The sequence below is a fragment of the Cuspidothrix issatschenkoi CHARLIE-1 genome, from assembly GCF_002934005.1.
In the GTDB taxonomy this organism is placed as follows: Bacteria; Cyanobacteriota; Cyanobacteriia; order Cyanobacteriales; family Nostocaceae; genus Cuspidothrix; species Cuspidothrix issatschenkoi.
On the sequence record NZ_PGEM01000082.1, the window covers coordinates 15,827 to 33,862 of the forward strand.

Annotated in this window: 9 protein-coding genes; all 9 read left to right on the top strand. The window is 36.0% G+C overall.

Going from position 1 to position 18,036, the window contains the following annotated elements; translation table 11 throughout:
• The first annotated feature begins 325 nt into the window (after nt 1-325).
• The 9 genes from CUN59_RS12175 to CUN59_RS12215 all read left to right on the top strand — a co-directional run bounded on the left by CUN59_RS12175 (nt 326) and on the right by CUN59_RS12215 (nt 17,692).
• On the top strand, nt 326-7,153 hold the full coding sequence (locus CUN59_RS12175; RefSeq protein WP_104388095.1) for a type I polyketide synthase: 6,828 nt from the start codon (nt 326-328) through the stop codon (nt 7,151-7,153).
• 110 nt (nt 7,154-7,263) lie between these two features.
• On the top strand, nt 7,264-9,939 hold the full coding sequence (locus CUN59_RS12180; protein WP_104388096.1) for a PfaB family protein: 2,676 nt from the start codon (nt 7,264-7,266) through the stop codon (nt 9,937-9,939).
• A gap of 159 nt (nt 9,940-10,098) precedes the next feature.
• Nucleotides 10,099-11,703, top strand: coding sequence for a PfaD family polyunsaturated fatty acid/polyketide biosynthesis protein (locus CUN59_RS12185; protein ID WP_104388102.1), 1,605 nt, complete (start codon nt 10,099-10,101; stop codon nt 11,701-11,703).
• Between the two features lie 86 nt (nt 11,704-11,789).
• Nucleotides 11,790-13,118, top strand: a complete 1,329-nt coding sequence (locus CUN59_RS12190) for a phthiocerol/phthiodiolone dimycocerosyl transferase family protein (protein WP_104388097.1) — start codon at nt 11,790-11,792, stop codon at nt 13,116-13,118.
• On the top strand, nt 13,119-13,424 hold the full coding sequence (locus CUN59_RS12195) for an acyl carrier protein (RefSeq protein WP_104388098.1): 306 nt from the start codon (nt 13,119-13,121) through the stop codon (nt 13,422-13,424).
• A 140-nt stretch (nt 13,425-13,564) separates the two neighbouring features.
• Nucleotides 13,565-15,415 carry a TubC N-terminal docking domain-related protein gene (locus CUN59_RS12200; protein WP_104388099.1) on the top strand — a complete coding sequence of 617 codons (1,851 nt, stop codon included), beginning with the start codon at nt 13,565-13,567 and terminating at the stop codon, nt 15,413-15,415.
• Nucleotides 15,416-15,769: 354 nt separating this feature from the next.
• Nucleotides 15,770-16,048, top strand: a complete 279-nt coding sequence (gene pipX, locus CUN59_RS12205; RefSeq protein ID WP_104388103.1) for a transcriptional coactivator PipX — start codon at nt 15,770-15,772, stop codon at nt 16,046-16,048.
• Entirely contained in the window at nt 16,045-16,713 is a 669-nt protein-coding gene (locus CUN59_RS12210; protein ID WP_104388100.1) for a YggS family pyridoxal phosphate-dependent enzyme, read from the top strand. The genes pipX and CUN59_RS12210 overlap by 4 nt, the downstream gene beginning before the upstream one ends.
• A gap of 376 nt (nt 16,714-17,089) precedes the next feature.
• Complete coding sequence (locus CUN59_RS12215; protein WP_104388101.1) at nt 17,090-17,692, top strand: cell division protein SepF; 603 nt, start codon at nt 17,090-17,092, stop codon at nt 17,690-17,692.
• The last annotated feature ends 344 nt before the right edge of the window (nt 17,693-18,036 follow it).

Here is an 18,036-nt window from a genome sequence, read left to right on the forward strand (position 1 = left end):
TTTTCATTTGCACGACTTTTTTAAGTTGCACATAGGTAGCTGATGAGTTGCGATAGTGTTGTCACCACAATGTAATAATTCAGATAGAAATCTGATAGAAATTTAATGCCTAGGCTAGAAAATAAATCAGCCTATGTTCACGATGAGAATATTGACAGGACTTTGATTTAATTGAGGTACAATTCCCACGGGAAAAACTTCGACTGTGTTAGTACGAGGATACCCAAATCAGCAAATTTTTATCATTAATATCTGTATCTCATTTAGCTGAAAATTATCTTCTATTCACCTCTAGATTGCGAGATTAAAAGAGGGAAACATGATCATGGCTGCTTCCCAACTTGAAGCTGCTTTCGCACAGTTACAAGATGAAATTAGTAACTGTGAAAAGTCTGTACTTAAAATGATAAATCTGAAAAGAAAAATGACTGATACAACAAAAATGAAAAATGAAATTAATGCCAAATTGCGAACAACTAATGTAGCAATTATTGGGATGGCTTCTATTTTTCCCCAGGCGAAAAATTTACAAGAATACTGGGAAAATATTATTCAGGAAGTAGATTGTATTACTGATATTCCTCCCTCCCGTTGGCAGATAGATGATTATTATGATCCAGACCCAAAAGCACCAGATAAAACCTATTGTAAACGGGGAGGTTTTTTACCGGATATTGATTTTAATCCCATGGAATTTGGCTTACCTCCCAATATTTTGGAGGTGACAGATATTTCCCAATTGCTGGGTTTGGTAGTAGCTAAAGAGGCAATGGAAGATGCAGGTTATGGTGCATCTCGCAAATTTAATCATGAACGGACAGGGGTAATATTAGGGGTAGCAATTGGCAGACAATTAGCCGTTCCTTTAGGTGCAAGATTGCAATTTCCAGTTTGGGAAAAAGTTCTCAAAAGTAGTGGTTTATCGGATGAAGATACGCAAAAAATCATCGAAAAATTGAAAAGTGGCTATGTCCAATGGGAAGAAAACGCCTTCCCCGGAATGTTAGCAAATGTGATTTCTGGACGTATCGCCAACCGTTTAGATTTAGGCGGAATGAACTGCGTAGTTGATGCAGCCTGTGCTAGTTCTTTAGGTGCATTAAGAATGGCTATTAGCGAGTTAGTGGAACATCGCGCCGACATGATGATAACTGGCGGGGTGGATACGGATAACTCTATTTTCGCCTATATGTGCTTTAGTAAAACTCCGGCAGTATCACCTGGGGATAAGGTCAGACCATTTGATGCTGATGCGGATGGGATGATGTTGGGGGAAGGCGTGGGAATGCTGGTACTCAAGCGCCTAGAAGATGCAGAAAGAGATGGCGATCGCATCTATGCAGTCATTAAAGGTGTTGGCAGTTCTAGCGACGGTAAGTATAAAAGTATCTATGCACCCCGTCCCGAAGGTCAAATTAATGCGTTGCATCGAGCCTATTCTGACGCAGGTATTTCTCCTGCCAGTGTAGGACTAATTGAAGCCCATGGCACAGGAACAATGGTAGGAGATCCTACAGAATTTTCCTCAATTACCAGCGTTTTTGGCGAAAATAACCCGAAAAAACAGCATATTGCTTTAGGAACTGTCAAATCACAAATTGGTCATACTAAAGCGGCTGCTGGTGCAGCAAGTTTAATTAAAGCGGCTTTGGCGTTGCATCACAAAGTCTTACCACCTACGATTAATGTCAGCAAACCCCATCCTAAACTGAATATTGAGAACTCGCCATTTTACTTAAATACGGAGACTAGACCTTGGGTAAGTCATCCTACCCAACCGCGTCGGGCTGGAGTCAGTGCCTTTGGTTTTGGTGGTACTAATTATCATGTCGTGTTAGAGGAATATCAACATGAACATCATCACCCTTATCGTCTTCACCATCATCCACAATCATTACTGCTATTTGCCCCAACGGTTTCAGAGTTGCTATCTCGTTGTCAACAAATCCAACAGCAACTACAAAGTGATAGTAAAGAAAAATACTATCAACAACTAATTTTAGACTCTAAATCAACAGAAATACCTCCTAGTTATGCCAGGTTTGGCTTTGTAGCGAATAATGCAGCGCAAGCAGAGGAATTTTTACAAGTCGTGATCACGACGTTAACACAAAAGCCTGAAGCCGAATCATGGGAACATCCTCAAGGCATTTACTATCGGCAAGCAGGGATAGACACGAAAGGTAAAATAGTAGCTTTGTTTTCTGGACAGGGTTCACAATACCTAAATATGGGGCGGGAGTTGGTGATCAACTTTCCTTGCTTACGCCAAACCTATACTCATATAGATAGTCTTCTATGTGAAGATAGGTTACAGTCTCTATCAAGTGTAGTATTTCCGCCGCCAGTTTTTGATCAACAACAAAAACAAATTCAGTTAGCAACATTGCAAAAAACTGAATATGCACAACCGGCAATTGGTGCGTTTAGTGCAGGATTATATAAAATATTGCAACAAGGAGGATTTAAACCCGATTTTGTCGCCGGTCATAGCTTCGGAGAATTAACCGCTTTATGGGTTGCAGGTGTATTAAGTGAAGAAGATTATTTGTTCTTAGTGAAAGCTAGAGGACAAGCCATGGCTACACCTGAAAATTCAGATTTTGATGCCGGGGCAATGTTAGCTGTGAAAGGTGATATTAGCCAAATTCAGGAAGTAATTAAAAACTTTCCCCAAGTCGCAATTGCTAATAAGAATTCTCAACAACAAGTAGTATTAGCTGGAAAAAAAGAGGAAATTAATCAAGTTCAAAAAGTTCTCAAACAGCAAGGATTTTCTACATTTTTATTAGGAGTTTCCGCAGCCTTTCATACACCATTAGTATCTCATGCCCAAAAACCTTTTGCCCAAGCCATTGAAAAGGTAAATTTCAACGAACCAGAAATTCCTGTCTATACTAATGTTACAGGTAAATCATATCCTCAAGCACCCCATTTAATTCAAAAAATTCTCAAAGAACAATTGTTAAATCAGGTATTATTCCAGCAAGAAATTGAAAATATCTATGCTGCTGGTGGTCGTTGCTTTGTAGAATTTGGACCCAAAAATGTCCTCACCAATTTAGTCAAAGAGATTTTACATGATCAACCTCACATAGCTATAGCTATAAATCCAAATTCTAGCAAAAATAGCGATAGAAGTCTAAGAGAAGCCATAGTTCAATTACAGGTAACTGGTGTATCTTTGCAAAATTTAGATCCCTATCAAGTCCCTACTCATATTCCTGAAACTAATCCTCAGCAAAAAGTTTTGAATGTACGTTTAAATAGTACCAACATTAGTGAAAAAACTCAAAAAGCCTTTGCTAAAGCTTTAGAAAATGGTCATTCTGTCACGATAGCATCTCCCCAAGCAACAGTTAATAATAAACCTCCAACTTCATTTAATCACAATCATCAATCACAGAATAATAACAAACCCCCAACTTCATTTAACGGAAATCATCAGTCACAGGGTGATGATAAACCCCCAACTTCATTTAACGGAAATCATCAGTCACAGGGTGATGATAAACCTCCAACTTCATTTAATGGTCAATTAGAAAAAGTTGAAATTCAGCCTCAAGATTATGAAAAGGTTATTCATAGCTTAGAAAATTTCATCACAGAATTTAGTCAGCAACAAAGAGATATTATCCACGTTCATGAACAATCTTTGCAAAATCAAACAGAATACACAAAGACATTTTCTCAATTAATGGAACAACAGTATTCATTATTGAAAAATAGTGAACTTACTGAAGATCAATTCCAAACTCAGCAATTAGCAATTTCTAATTCTGAACGGAACATGATGCGGTTTCATGATCATCAAGGTGATACCCTCCGCATTCATGAACAATATCTCAAATATCAACAGGAATATACCCAATATTATTTTCAACTTCTGCAACAACATTTTCATTTATTGACTTCAGAAAATAGAGTCATTAACTACGTAAATCATTCTCAATTTCCAGATATTGTTGCCAGAGAAATTATTGTTTCTCCACCAATTTTAGAGGAATTAGAAAAGGATGAAAAAACGATTACTGTAGTTCCTAAAACTCCAATTAAAATAGACAAAGCTACCCTTAGTCAAACTCTGCTAAACGTTGTCAGCGAAAAAACAGGTTATCCTGTAGAAATGCTCGAACTATCCATGGATATGGAAGCAGATTTGGGAATTGACTCTATTAAACGAGTGGAAATTCTAGGAGGTTTATTAGAACTATATCCCGACTTACCTCAACCTAACCCTGAAGAATTAGGACAATTAAGAACCTTGGAACAAATTGCAGAATATATGCAGAATTTAGTTCCAGATATTGTCAATCAAACAGTTGAATTATCAACAGAATGTATTGCTACAGAAATCTTAGCAGCAGTTCCCCAACCTGAATTAATTAAATCTACACTGGAAGTTGAGGAACAAAAACAACCAATAGAAATTCCCGCAGATTTAAGCCATATCTTGCTAACAGTTGTCAGCGAAAAAACAGGTTATCCTGTAGAAATGCTCGAACTATCCATGGATATGGAAGCAGATTTAGGAATTGACTCTATTAAACGAGTGGAAATTCTAGGAGGTTTATTAGAACTATATCCCAACTTACCGCAACCCAACCCCGAAGAAATTGGAGAATTGAGAACTTTAGGCGAAATTGCCAATTATATACAGCAACAATTTCAGGGAATTACTAAGTTATTAACTGGAGAAATAGTAGATGTCAAAATCAATAAATCTCAACAAAATATCCGTCGTAGTATTGCGAAACTACAGCAACTTCCCACACCTGATAGGTTAGAATTTTCACTTCCTGAAAATCACATTGCATTAATCACTGATGATGGTTCTGATACTACTAAAAAATTAGCAGAAAGTTTGATAGCCAAAGGTTGGAAAACTGTAGTTTTAAGTTTTTCTGGTATCCAATCTACTGTTAATGAAGGAATCAATAGAGTAGTTTTAACTGATTGGAATGAACATAGTTTACAAGAACAGTTAAAACACATTACTAATGATTATGGTACTGTAGCTGCATTTATCCATCTGCACCCAGTCACATCATTAGAAATAGAGAAATCTATTCTTCTCCATGTTTTCTTAATCGCCAAATATCTCAAAGAATCACTCAATGAAGCTGCAAAACTTGGACGTAGTTGTTTTATTAACATTGCACATTTAGATGGAGAATTTGGATTAGGAGAAACCCATAATTTTAGTGCAATTGCAGGAGGACTATTCGGACTTAGTAAGAGTATTAATCAAGAATGGGAAAATGTATTTTGTCGTTCCCTTGACTTAAATCCAGATTTAAATGCAGAAACATCTGTAAAATACATTCTTGATGAAATTCATGATCCCAATTTGTTAATTCAAGAAGTAGGATATAGTAGCAAAGGCAGAGTTACTTTAACTGCAGATTATGCACCTTTAAGCAGCACCAATTCTCACCGAGAAATTACCAAAGATCAAGTATTTTTAGTTAGTGGTGGTGCAAAAGGAATCACAGCCCAATGTGTAATTAAAATTGCCCAAGAATATCAATGTAAATTTATTCTCTTAGGGCGTTCCAGTCCAGAAGATGAAGCAGTTTGGGCAGAAAACTGTGAAAATGAAGCGGAATTAAAACAGCGAATTTTAGATAATTTCCAAGCACAAGGGGAAAAACCAACCCCGATAATGGTGCACAAAAAGTATCAAAAGATTTCCTCACAAAGAGAAATTCAAAATACTCTCAAAGCTATTAAACAAGCAGGAGGAGAAGCAGAATATCTGAGTGTTGATATTACTGATGCAGTATTACTAGAGTCAAAACTTGCAGATGTAATTGAACGGTTTGGGGCGATAACTGGCATAATTCATGGTGCAGGAAACTTAGCTGATAAACGCATTGAAAAAAAATCAATTCAAGATTTTGAAAATGTTTATGCAGCTAAAGTTACAGGTTTAGAAAATCTCCTCCAGTGTGTACCAGCAAGTCAATTGCAATATTTAGTTTTGTTTTCTTCTGTAGTGGGATTTTATGGGAATGTGGGACAATCAGATTATGCCCTAGCTAATGAAATCCTAAACAAATCTGCCCATTTAATTAAACATAATTACCCTAGTTGTCATGTCATGGCTATTAACTGGGGTCCTTGGGAAAGTGGCATGGTATCACCAGAATTAAAAAAGGCTTTTGTAGAAAGAGGAATTGAAGTTATTCCCGTAGAAACAGGAACACAAATATTAGTTGATGAACTCCATAATACCGACCAAAATACAGTTCAATTAGTGATTGGTAGTCCTTTAATTTATGTTCCTCCGACTTTATCAAATGAGTTAAAAACCTATCGCATTAAACGCCAGTTAACATTAGCAGAAAACCCATTTTTACAGGATCATGTTATTGCTGATCGTCCCGTACTTCCAGCTACCTGTGGGTTATTATGGATGACTAATGCTTGTGAACAACTTTATCCAGGATTTACAGCCTTTAGTTCTCCTAATTTCAAAGTTTTAAAAGGCATAGTTTTTGATGATAGCATCACAAATGAATATCTTTTAGAAATTCAAGAACTTGCGAAATATGAAAATCAAGAAATAGAATTTGCTGCTAAAATTAGCAGTAAGACAGCAGACGGAAAAATTCGCTATCATTTCAGCACAAATCTAATTCTCAAGCGAGAAATTCCCACACCTCCAAATTATGTAAACCTCAACTTTAATCAAGATGAGAACTTTCTTAAAACTAATCAAGAACTCTATCAAGTAAATACTGCTAGTCTATTTCATGGAGTTACTTTTCAAGGCGTAAAATCTGTTTTAAATGCTAGTCCTAGTAAAATAACCATTGAATGTTGTTTAGCAGAACCAACACCACAGCAACAGGGACAATTCCCAGTGCAAACATTCAATCCCTACATTGCAGATGTCCAGATTCATTCCCTCTGGATTTGGACACAACACTTTCATCAAGTTGGATGTTTGCCATCAGAAATTAAGCAATTTGAGCAATTTGCAAAAGTTCCCTTTGGTGAAACATTTTATGTAACTTGTGAAGTGCAATCAAAAACCGAATCATCAGTAATTACAGATGTGATTACCTATAACCGCCAAGGAGAAATTTATAATCGTATGATTGGTGCGAAAGGAACAATTTTACCAAATCAAATAGCCAAATATTAGATATTTTACCCGTAGGGGTAATTCATTAATTACCCCTACTCCTCTGTGTTATGCGCTGTATGCACGCTTCGCGAACATTTCTAAAAAATTCTAAAAAATGGAGAATGATAATGAAAACAATTGCCCAAAATCAAAAATTAGCAATTATCGGTATGGATTGTTTTGTTAATAATTCACCAACATTAAATCAATTTGAACGATTAATTTATGAAACGAAACAAAATATAGTTATATCTCATGATTCTTGCCCCAGTCCCACGATTATCTATTCCGCTTTAGAAAATGCTAAAATTAAACCAGAAACCAAGCTAGGATTAATCATTATTTCTCCCACAGAAAATTCAGCTAAATTAGCTAATTATGTTTCATGTGAATTAGCCTTTTTTGCTGAAGAGAAGTCTATTTTATCAGCCTTGGATGTAAGTCAAAACTTATTAAATACTAAACAAGTAGAAACTGTTTTAATCGTCGGCATAGATAACAATCATCCCATAGAAAGTAATATAGATGTACCTACTTTCAGTTATGACCAAAACGCCAAAGGTATTATTAAAACATCAGGTGCAGCCGCAGTAGTATTACAATTGCATGAAACAGCCCAGCAACAAAATCATTGCATCTATGCAGTTATTGATAGTTTGAGTGTGACAAAACACTCTCCAAATCATCCAGAAACTATTAATCAAGTTTGTCAAAAGGCATTTCAAAAAGCAGATATTCAATCCGCAGATATTGGTTATTTAGAAGTAGTTGCCAGTGGTATTCCCGACGCAGATATAGCAGAAATTCAAGGGTTAATATCAGCCTATCAGACAGGGGAAATAAATCTGAGTTGTGCACTAGGTAGCGTTAAAGCAAATATTGGCAACACACAAGCTACAGCAGGAATATTTAGCCTCATTAAAACCGCACTTTGTCTATATCATCGCTATATTCCCGGTGTTCCCCAATGGTCTCATCCTCAACAACCAGAAATGTGGAGTAAAAGTCCTTTTTATGTCGCAATAGAATCAAAACCTTGGTTTTTAGAACCTGGTGCGACTAAAAGAATTGCTGCAATAAATATGATGGAAGATGATGATACCTATGGACATTTAATTTTATCAGAAGACATCAGCCAAATAGAACATAATAGCAAATATTTAGCAGAAATGCCTTATTATTTATTTACTATTGCGGCTGATGATCGTTCTTCTTTGTTAACACAAATAACCGCACTTCAAGAAAATATCACAGATGTTTCTTCTCTATCTCAACTTGCTAGTGATTATTTTCAAAAATATCAACAATCTCAAAAATTAACCTATGCCTTAGCAATTCTAGCACGAAATTTAGAGGAGTTAAAACGGGAAATTGTTAGGGCAATTCAGGGAGTAAATATTGCTTTCGATACTGGTAAGGATTGGCAAACTCCTTTAGGTAGTTATTTTACCGTTAACCCCCAAGGAAAAAAAGGTTATGTAGCCTTTGTTTATCCTGGTTCTTTTACTTCTTATATCGGACTAGGAAGAAATATTTTTCGTCTTTTCCCCCAATTATATGATGATGCTGTCATTAGGAGTGTTTATAATCGAGTCGCTAACATTGAAAAAATTATCTATCCTCGCAGCATCAATAAATTATCAAAAAGACAACTAGAAAGCATAGAACAAACATTAATAGATGATCCCGTCTCTATGCTGGAATCAGAAGTTGGCATAGCCGGTTTAATGACAGCAATTCTTAAAAATAATTTCCAGATTAAATCACCATACAGTTTTGGTTATAGTCTGGGCGAAACTAGCATGATGTTAGCCCAAGGTGTCTGGACTAGCTTTAAAAGTACCAGTGATTACTTGAACTCATCCCCTCTATTTAAAACCCGACTGTCTGGCCCAAAAAATGCAGTTCGTCAGCATTGGGGATTACCTTTAATTCATGAAAGTAAAAGCGAAGAATTTTGGAGTAACTACATTTTAATATGTTCACCTTCTGAAGTGCAAGAAGTGCTAAAAAATGAACAACGGGTTTATATGCCTTTAATTAATACACCCGAAGAAGTAGTTATTGCTGGTGAAACCCAAACTTGTCAAAAAGTTATTCAAACCTTAAAGTGTGATGCCTTTCCTACATCAATTAATCATGTAATTCATTGTGAACCAATGTACTCTGAATATGATGAATTAGTGAAAGTTAATACCTTGCCAACTCAAGCAAATTCAGACACTATTTTCTATTCATCTGCTGATTATTCACCCATTACAATTGATAGTCATTTAATCGGCAAAAATATTGCTAAAGCTCTTTGTCATCAACTAGATTTCCCTCGCTTAGTCAATCATGTTTATAATGATAATATCAGAATCTTCGTTGAAGTTGGTGTTGGCAGTAACTGTAGTCGTTGGATTAGCGAAATTCTCAAAAATAAAGAACATCTGACTGTATCTGTTAATAGACGAGGTGTAGATGATCATACCTCTATTATTAAAGCATTAGCTAAACTTTTTAGTCATCGAGTTGAGTTGGATTTATCACCTTTATATTCTCTTCCAGAGAGCAAAGTTAACCAAGATAGAAATTACAAAAATCAATCATTTCTACAAAATGATTCATTATTAAATTATGAACGCAAAATGAAATCCATTCCTAATTATCAGAGTTTAAATGATAATAATAGTCGTCTATCTAAAGCACATGGATTTTTATTACAATCTCGGCAAACATCACTCCAACAACTGAGTTTATTTCTTCAGCAACAACTAGATGTGTACAAAAAAATGGTTATAGAGGCCAAACAAGAAAAATAGATTTACATTTAGGAACTTATTAATCAAGTTCTTAAATCTACTGGTGGGCATTGCCCACCCTACAAAATCATGAAGGTTATCAAGTTTGATAATTAGAGGTTAAATAACGTGAATCATTTAACAAATAAGTTGCCACAAAAACTCAATTTTTATCGTTCAATGAATAACAATTATCAGAGATGGCAAGGTGATTTAAATACTGTATCCTTTGATGCAAAAACTATTAAAGATAAACTGATGAATTTGAATTTACCTTGTTATATTCTTGAAAAAGAAGGAGAAATTGGCATTAGCAATCAAGGCAATTTATCATATAGTGCTAACGGTAAAAATCAGGATCTAGAAATGGTTTTATCTGTTCCTGCCATAGCATTTAATCAATTAGGTGATCCGAATTTTCTAGAGTTTTATGGCGTAAAATATGCTTATGCAACTGGAGCGATGGCTCAAGGTATTGCATCTGAAGAAATGGTAATTACTCTAGGGAAAGCCAATATTTTAAGCTCCTTTGGTGCAGGTGGTTTATCTCCTCATCGAGTAGAAACAGCAATTCATAAAATTCAAGGAGCTTTACATAACAAACCCTATGCTTTTAACTTACTTCATAGTCCTAGTGAACCTGCTATAGAACGGCGTTTAATTGATTTGTATTTACAGCATCAAGTCAGGATAATTGAAGCCTCTGCATTCTTAGATTTGAGTGATAATATAGTCTACTATCGGGCGGCTGGACTAAGTTTAAATTCAGCTAATGAAATCGAAATCAAAAATAAAATCATCGCTAAGGTTTCCCGTCGAGAAGTTGCTACTAAATTTCTTCAACCCGCACCCACAAAAATCATTAAACAATTAGTTGAAAAAGGGTTAATTAGCGAATTGCAAGCTAATCTTGCGGAAAAAATTTCCTTAGCTGATGATATTACCATAGAGGCAGATTCAGGTGGACATACAGATAATCGTCCTCTAGTTTGTTTATTACCTTCTATCCTAGAATTAAGAGATGAAATTCAACGCAAATATGGTTATGAAAAACCTGTAAGAATTGGTGTTGCCGGGGGAATTTCTACACCTCAATCAGCATTAGCAGCTTTTATGATGGGTGCAGCATATATTGTTACAGGTTCTATTAATCAATCTTGCCTGGAAGCTGGTACTTCTGCGTATACAAAAAAGTTACTAGCAGAGGCAGAAATGACAGATGTAATGATGGCACCGGCGGCAGATATGTTTGAAATGGGAGTAAAACTGCAAGTGCTGAAAAAAGGAACTCTCTTCCCACTGCGCGCTCAAAAACTATGGGAATTATATAAAAACTATAATTCAATCAGCGAAATTCCTCCAAATGAAATAGAAAAGTTGGAAAACCAAATTTTCCGAAAAACAATTACCGAAATTTGGCGAGAGACATCTGCTTATTTATCCCAACGTAACCCCGAAAAATTAAGTAAAGCAGCCAACAATCCTAAACTAAAAATGGCATTAATATTTCGCTGGTATTTAGGACTATCTTCCCGATGGTCAAACAATGGAGAAAAAGGTCGAGAAATTGATTATCAGATTTGGTGTGGCCCAGCTATGGGAAGCTTTAATAATTGGGTACGCGGTTCTTATTTAGCAGATGTTAATAATCGCCGAGTAGTTAATGTTGCCGATGAAATTATGACAGGAGCAGCGTATTTATATCGCATTCAAAACTTAAAAATCCAAGGCTTACAAATGCCAGAAGATTACAGCCAATATCATCCACAAAGTAGCTTGGGTTGAGTGACAGTGAAACCCAACATTATTAAGAATTTTGTTGGGTTTTGTTCCTTAACCCAACCTACATTTTACCAAAGATTGTGATAAATATGGCTATAAATAAAAAGTTAGGACAGCTAGAAGAAACAATGGAAATTCTGAATCAACGCGCTAAAACATGGAATTTAGTAACCATTAGCCGGATTCAAGGACACCTTCAAGAAACAGTTCTCAGACAGTCTTTAGATATTATTCAATATCGTCATCCCGCGCTTAATTCTCACATTATTAACTCTAAAAATTCTTACTATTATCAGTCTACAGGTACAGGAAAACTTCCTTTAGAAGTTGTTAATATTAGAGAAAGTCAGGAATGGGAAGCAGTCGTAAATGCAGAGATGAATCAGGTAATTGATAGTAGTAAATATCTGCTCAGAGTTGTACTTGTGAAAATAGCAAATCAGCAGAATATCAATTATTTAATTACAACTACACATCATGCTATTACCGACGGTTTATCTAGTATCCAACTGCATTCAGAAATTTTAACATATTGTGAAAAAATCAAAGCTGGTGAGCCGATTCAAGCTATCACTACTTTAGAATCTCTCCCACCTATTGAAAAACTATTACCTACATGGACAAATAGTTTCAAAAGCAAACTAGGTAGAATTGCTTTATTATTAAATATCGCATTTCAAAAATATTGGAATCAACCAAAAGCATTAAGAGTAGAAAAATATGTTCCTATTTCTCAACGCCGTTGTGAAATCATTCATAGACGACTTAGCCAAGAAGCAACCGAACAGTTTATGCAGCAATGCAGACAAGAAAATACTACAGTACAAGGTGCTTTATGTGCGGCACTAATGTTAACAGCTTCCCAGGAAATTATTAAAACCGATGAAAATACTTGTCGCGTTAGTTGTTTATCATATCTTGATTTAAGAAGACGGTTGCAGTCAGAAATTAGTCGAGAAAATATGACGGTTTTAGCTGCTTCCTTGATGACATTTTATCAAATTAATAATCATACCTCCTTTTGGGAATTAGCGCGAAAGGTAAAACATACGCTTAATAAGAAAATTCACCACGGGGAAATTTTTCAAATGGTTTTTTTAGCTAAACATCTCATAAATTTTTCTTTGCTATTCCCCAATCAAGTATCTGCTACAGTTTCAGTTTCTAATGTGGGTAAAGTTAATATACCCCATAGATATGGGGAATTAGAACTAGAAGAAATCAGTTTCGTTGGTTCTCATGCTTTATATGCAGGAATGTTTATTGTTCATGCTGCTACTTTTAAGGAAAAAATGACACTCAATTTTGTATTTTCTCACCCTTCTTTACATCGGCAAACCATAGAAAAGATTGTGGATAATTGTATAAATTGCATTATGAAATTTTCGTCTCATCAATTAATATCTGGAGTAACATAAATGAATAATAATCTTACTAATTCCCTACTTAATAACCAAGATAACGCCACCAAAATTCAAGCTTGGTTAGTTGCAGAAATTTCCTCTTTACTGGGCGTAGACCCAGAAGAAATAAATATTCGTGAACCTTTAGATAGTTACGGTTTAGACTCAGCACAAACCATAGTTATCGCCAGTAAAGCCGAAAAGCTTTTGGGATTCAAAATATCATTAATTCATCTTTGGTATTATCCCACTATTGAAGAACTTTCTCTCAGATTATCTGAAGAATTAGAAAATTCCCAGTCAGAAATTATCCAGATATAACCTCTACAAATTCTGTTTAATTACTGACAATGTAGTTTTTCCTCCTTGATTATTGGGACACTTCGCCAGATTAGGATTGCCTAATTTAGCTAGGTGTCCTCTTTCCTAAAATCTGATTTTTAAACACAGGAAACTTTGTTATGAGCGCGGCAGAAATTTTAGCAAAACTTACTCAACAAGGTGTATTATTTTGGGCAGAAAATAGCAAACTAAATATTCGTTCTCCCAAAGGTGTAATTACTCCAGAAATACAAGTAGAAATATCCACCCACAAAGAAGATATTTTAGCCTTAATTCAGGAAATGACTGTTAATAATAACTATGCTGGTGAACCTTTAATTCAAGGTATTAGTTTACAGACCATTGGTAAATTAATTGGGGGATTTTCTGGAGAAGCATATCAATTGCCAATTATTAACCCTCAATTCATGGCTGAAAATTTGAAAGTTACTTTTAGACCTTTACCTGATTTTTATCAAAATAAAGCTATTATTAGATTTCGCCAAAAATTAATTTTTTATTTGCAAAAGCATGGGGTGAAAGTAATTCCCTGGAGAGAAGCGACAACGGAATTAAAACACACTATTAAAATTCCTCTTGTGAACTGGGATAAATCCTTAAAAATGCACGGAGTTAGAGCTGATATTGATGCTGTAATAGATGTAGAAAGACCAAATTCATGGTTAAGAAAATTAGGAATATTTGTAGCAGAAGGTTGGTATAACTTATCTTATACATGGCTGAAAGAAAAACAGCAAATGTCTGTTGTTCAAATTGCTAAATTGAGTAGTTGGGCTGAAGATCACGCCGCTAAATATGTAGAAGATCCGACTAATACACAAGTGGTAATTCTCACTGATATAGATGATGAATTTGTTAACCCGGTTACACCTTATTCAGAAAAAATCCGTCTGGGTATTAATACATTAGTAAAAACTTTTTCAGAAATTGTCATTGGTGTATGTGAGGAAAGATTTTCCATTCTCAATATGAATCTTTCTGATTCTATTTTTGATCAAGATGAAATTGAAGATTTTGCTTTAAAATCACTAATTCCGAAAATTTTTGTCCCTATTACTCCTTTATTAATTAGTCGTTTTGAAGTAGGAGAATATAATCCTCACCTATCAACCTATGCGGTAAAATTAGCAAAATTAGGGCAAGACTTAGCATCTACAGGTTTATTTCCGTCTGGCTTCAAGTTGGATGAAGTTATTAAAAGAAAATCCCATCGAGATATTGTTGATGTAATTGTCAATGGTAGAACAGGAGTATCCTATGGTTTTGTTGCTTATGCTGAACCTCCTCATTATGTGGGTAAGCAAGAAATCACAAGTGATGAATGGGAAAATTTATTACCTGTGGTGGGATTTAGTAGTTATGAATTGCGTCAAAATGAACAAGGTAGGCGTTATATTAAACTAGATATTAATGGCGAAAATCAATTTAAGCAAATACCGGATATTTGGCTATTGAGTTCTCGTTCTGGTGCAAATAAAACCGATCTAAAGATTGATGCTGATATTCTCAGGATTGGTTTACAAGATAAATTATATTTGCAATTACCATTAGGAAGTGATGCCAAAAAATCAGATATCAAACCTTCCTATGATATTTATGTGATGTTGGCTATTAGTCTGGCGGCGGCTTTATACACACCAGAATTAATTGCCAATGGTGCGCCAATTGTTCATTTTCATGGCTATCCTAGTTTTGATTGGTTTGAAGATAATGAATATTGTGTTGGGGTAGATAATCCTTCTGTTCCTTGTGGTACGTATGAATCAGGAGTTTTCAATTTTTTAGGCATTGCTAATTTAGGCAGTCAAATAATCAATAATGTGAATTTAATTAGCTTAGTAGAACCAGATCATGGCACAAATTTTATTGCTAGTGATTTAGAGTATTTGGTTACTAGGTTAAAATCTGGGTGCCTCACTGGACAAATTCAACTAGGTGGGAAAAATTTTCCGTCCCTGAAGCATCGGTAACAAGATCCCCGACTTCTTCAAGAAGTCGGGGATCTGGGGGATCTGAAATCTGGTAAATATCTATTGATCTCTCTATGTATTTGACTAAAAATTACCAGAAAAGTCATACAGTACAAGACTTTTACCCCTGAACTACTATATTTCGGCTGGATAAATGTCCATCTTTGCGCCATGAGGGGAGAATTGTGGCAGGATGGAAAGAAGCCCGTGCAACAACCATTCCCCATGGGAAAATCTAAATAAAATCCTTAGTTTTGCGCCGTCAATGAAATTTTGGCGGAAGGGATTTACTATATTCTGAATGTTAGTGAATTGCGATCGCAAGCTATATATCCTCCCAACCTTGACTATGAAATGAATCCAGAAAACTCAGAAACTTACATAAATCATCCAACTTGGGGTTTACTCTATAGGATCTGTATGGTTGATGAGAACCAGGATCTGTTTACCACACTCTATGCCCAACGTTTATTTTTTCTAGTCACAACTGAACTTAAAGTTCTGAAATTTCAGCCTATTGGCCGGACTGAAGCGAGAATGATGCTGGAAAATCGCTTGCGTACTTTACGCCGCAGTGGCACGTCCCAAGAGTACAAACAACTTCAAGGTGTTCTCCAACGGACTTTCCAATGAGTAATTCTATCACCGATAACGTTACTCAAATTCAGGCCTCACTCCCATCTACAGTGAGGTTGATTGCTGTAACAAAAAGAGTATCTACTGACTTGATGCGGGAGGCTTATGCCGCAGGACTTCGTGATTTTGCCGAAAGTCGCATCCAAGAAGCTGCCAGTAAACAAGCCGAGTTACAAGATTTACCGGATATTACCTGGCACTTTATTGGGCATTTACAAACTAATAAGGCTAAAAAAGCCTTAGAATTATTTTCTTGGATTCACTCTGTTGATAGCTTACCCCTCGCACAACGCTTAAATACTCTAGCGCAAGAATTAGATTTGTCCCCGAATGTGTGCTTACAAATCAAAATTCTCCCCGATCCTAACAAATCTGGTTGGATGATACCAGAATTATTGGCGGACTTAGAAGCACTTAACCAATGTCAAAATTTACAAATTCAAGGTTTGATGACAATTCCCCCACTAGACTTAAAAGATGAGGAAATTTTGTCGGTGTTTCATCGTACTTATGAATTAGCACAAACAATTCAGGGGCAAAACTGGTCAAATATTACAATGCAGCAATTATCAATGGGTATGTCCGGGGATTATCTATTGGCAGTTGCAGCAGGAGCAACCATGGTAAGATTAGGTACAATTTTATTTGGTCAACGATCTTAATTAGGGCTGTGGTTATGGTGATATACAGCATAATTGATCATCATTTAAGAATTTATCTGGTCAGCTATTGATAATTGTTAAAAAATATAATACCCTCGCCAGTATCATTAATCTAAAAAAGGGGTGACACCACCCTTGCCTTTAATAGTGATTAGGCTATAATCTTAACTCATTGTTACAGATTAGTTAATGTGCAGGTATTACCATCAATATTTGTTGATTACTGATAACTGATAACTGATACTCAGGGTTAAAGTCAGTAGTACAATATGCTACGTAAAACATCTACTATGATTAGAACTACTTCCTAAGAAGGACATAAAGGTAACTTAATAGTCAGGAAAATTAAGGAAATTTCAACCCGGGAGCGTACAAGATGAGCAATATATTTTCTAAACTCAGGGACTTTGTTGGCTTAAATGAGCAGGTAGAATACGAATATTACGAGGAAGAAGCTGATACAGCCGATTCCTATCGCAATGTCTATCAACAAGAAAATTCCCAACCAGCACCCCAACAGGAAACCACTCCTGTAAATCGTCGCTGGCGGGAAAATCCATCAACAAGTACAGAAGAAGTAGCAGCAACAGTATCCAAACCTATGAATAATGTTATTGGTATGCCGGGTGCAATTAATGGGATATCCGAGGTTCTAGTCCTCGAACCTCGCACATTTGAAGAAATGCCTCAAGCAATTCAAGCATTGCGCGAACGCAAATCAGTAGTATTGAACTTGACAATTATGGATCCTGATCAAGCTCAACGTGCTGTTGACTTTGTTGCTGGTGGTACATACGCTTTAGACGGACATCAAGAACGAATTGGTGAAAGCATCTTCTTGTTTACCCCCAGTTGCGTGCAAGTTAGCACTCAGAGCGGTTTAATTCACGAAGCACCTCAACCAGCAGCCCGTCCTACACGTCCAGCAACCGCTGCAACTCCAGCCTGGGGGAATGAACCCACTCGGATGGCACAGTAGGTTTAATTAGTCATTAGTTCATAGTTTTCAATCCCAATTTATGAAGAAGGATGATTAACTATTAATAACGGGACTTAAACACTTTTGAGGAAGAAATAAGCCTCAAATCCTTCCGGGGTAAGGGAAATACATTGAATACCCAAAAACGCCTGTAACCCAGATATAACAACAGACCAATCGAAACGATGTAAAACCCCTTTGGGATATAGGTTTGAGGATATTTTAAAGGTGTTTTTTGCCTAAGTCCCGATAATTGACCATTAACTAGTGACTAGTCAACCACCCATCACTTCCCTTCGGGTAAGTGAGGGCTTGTAAAAGCCTAGTTGGACTGAGTTCTTAAC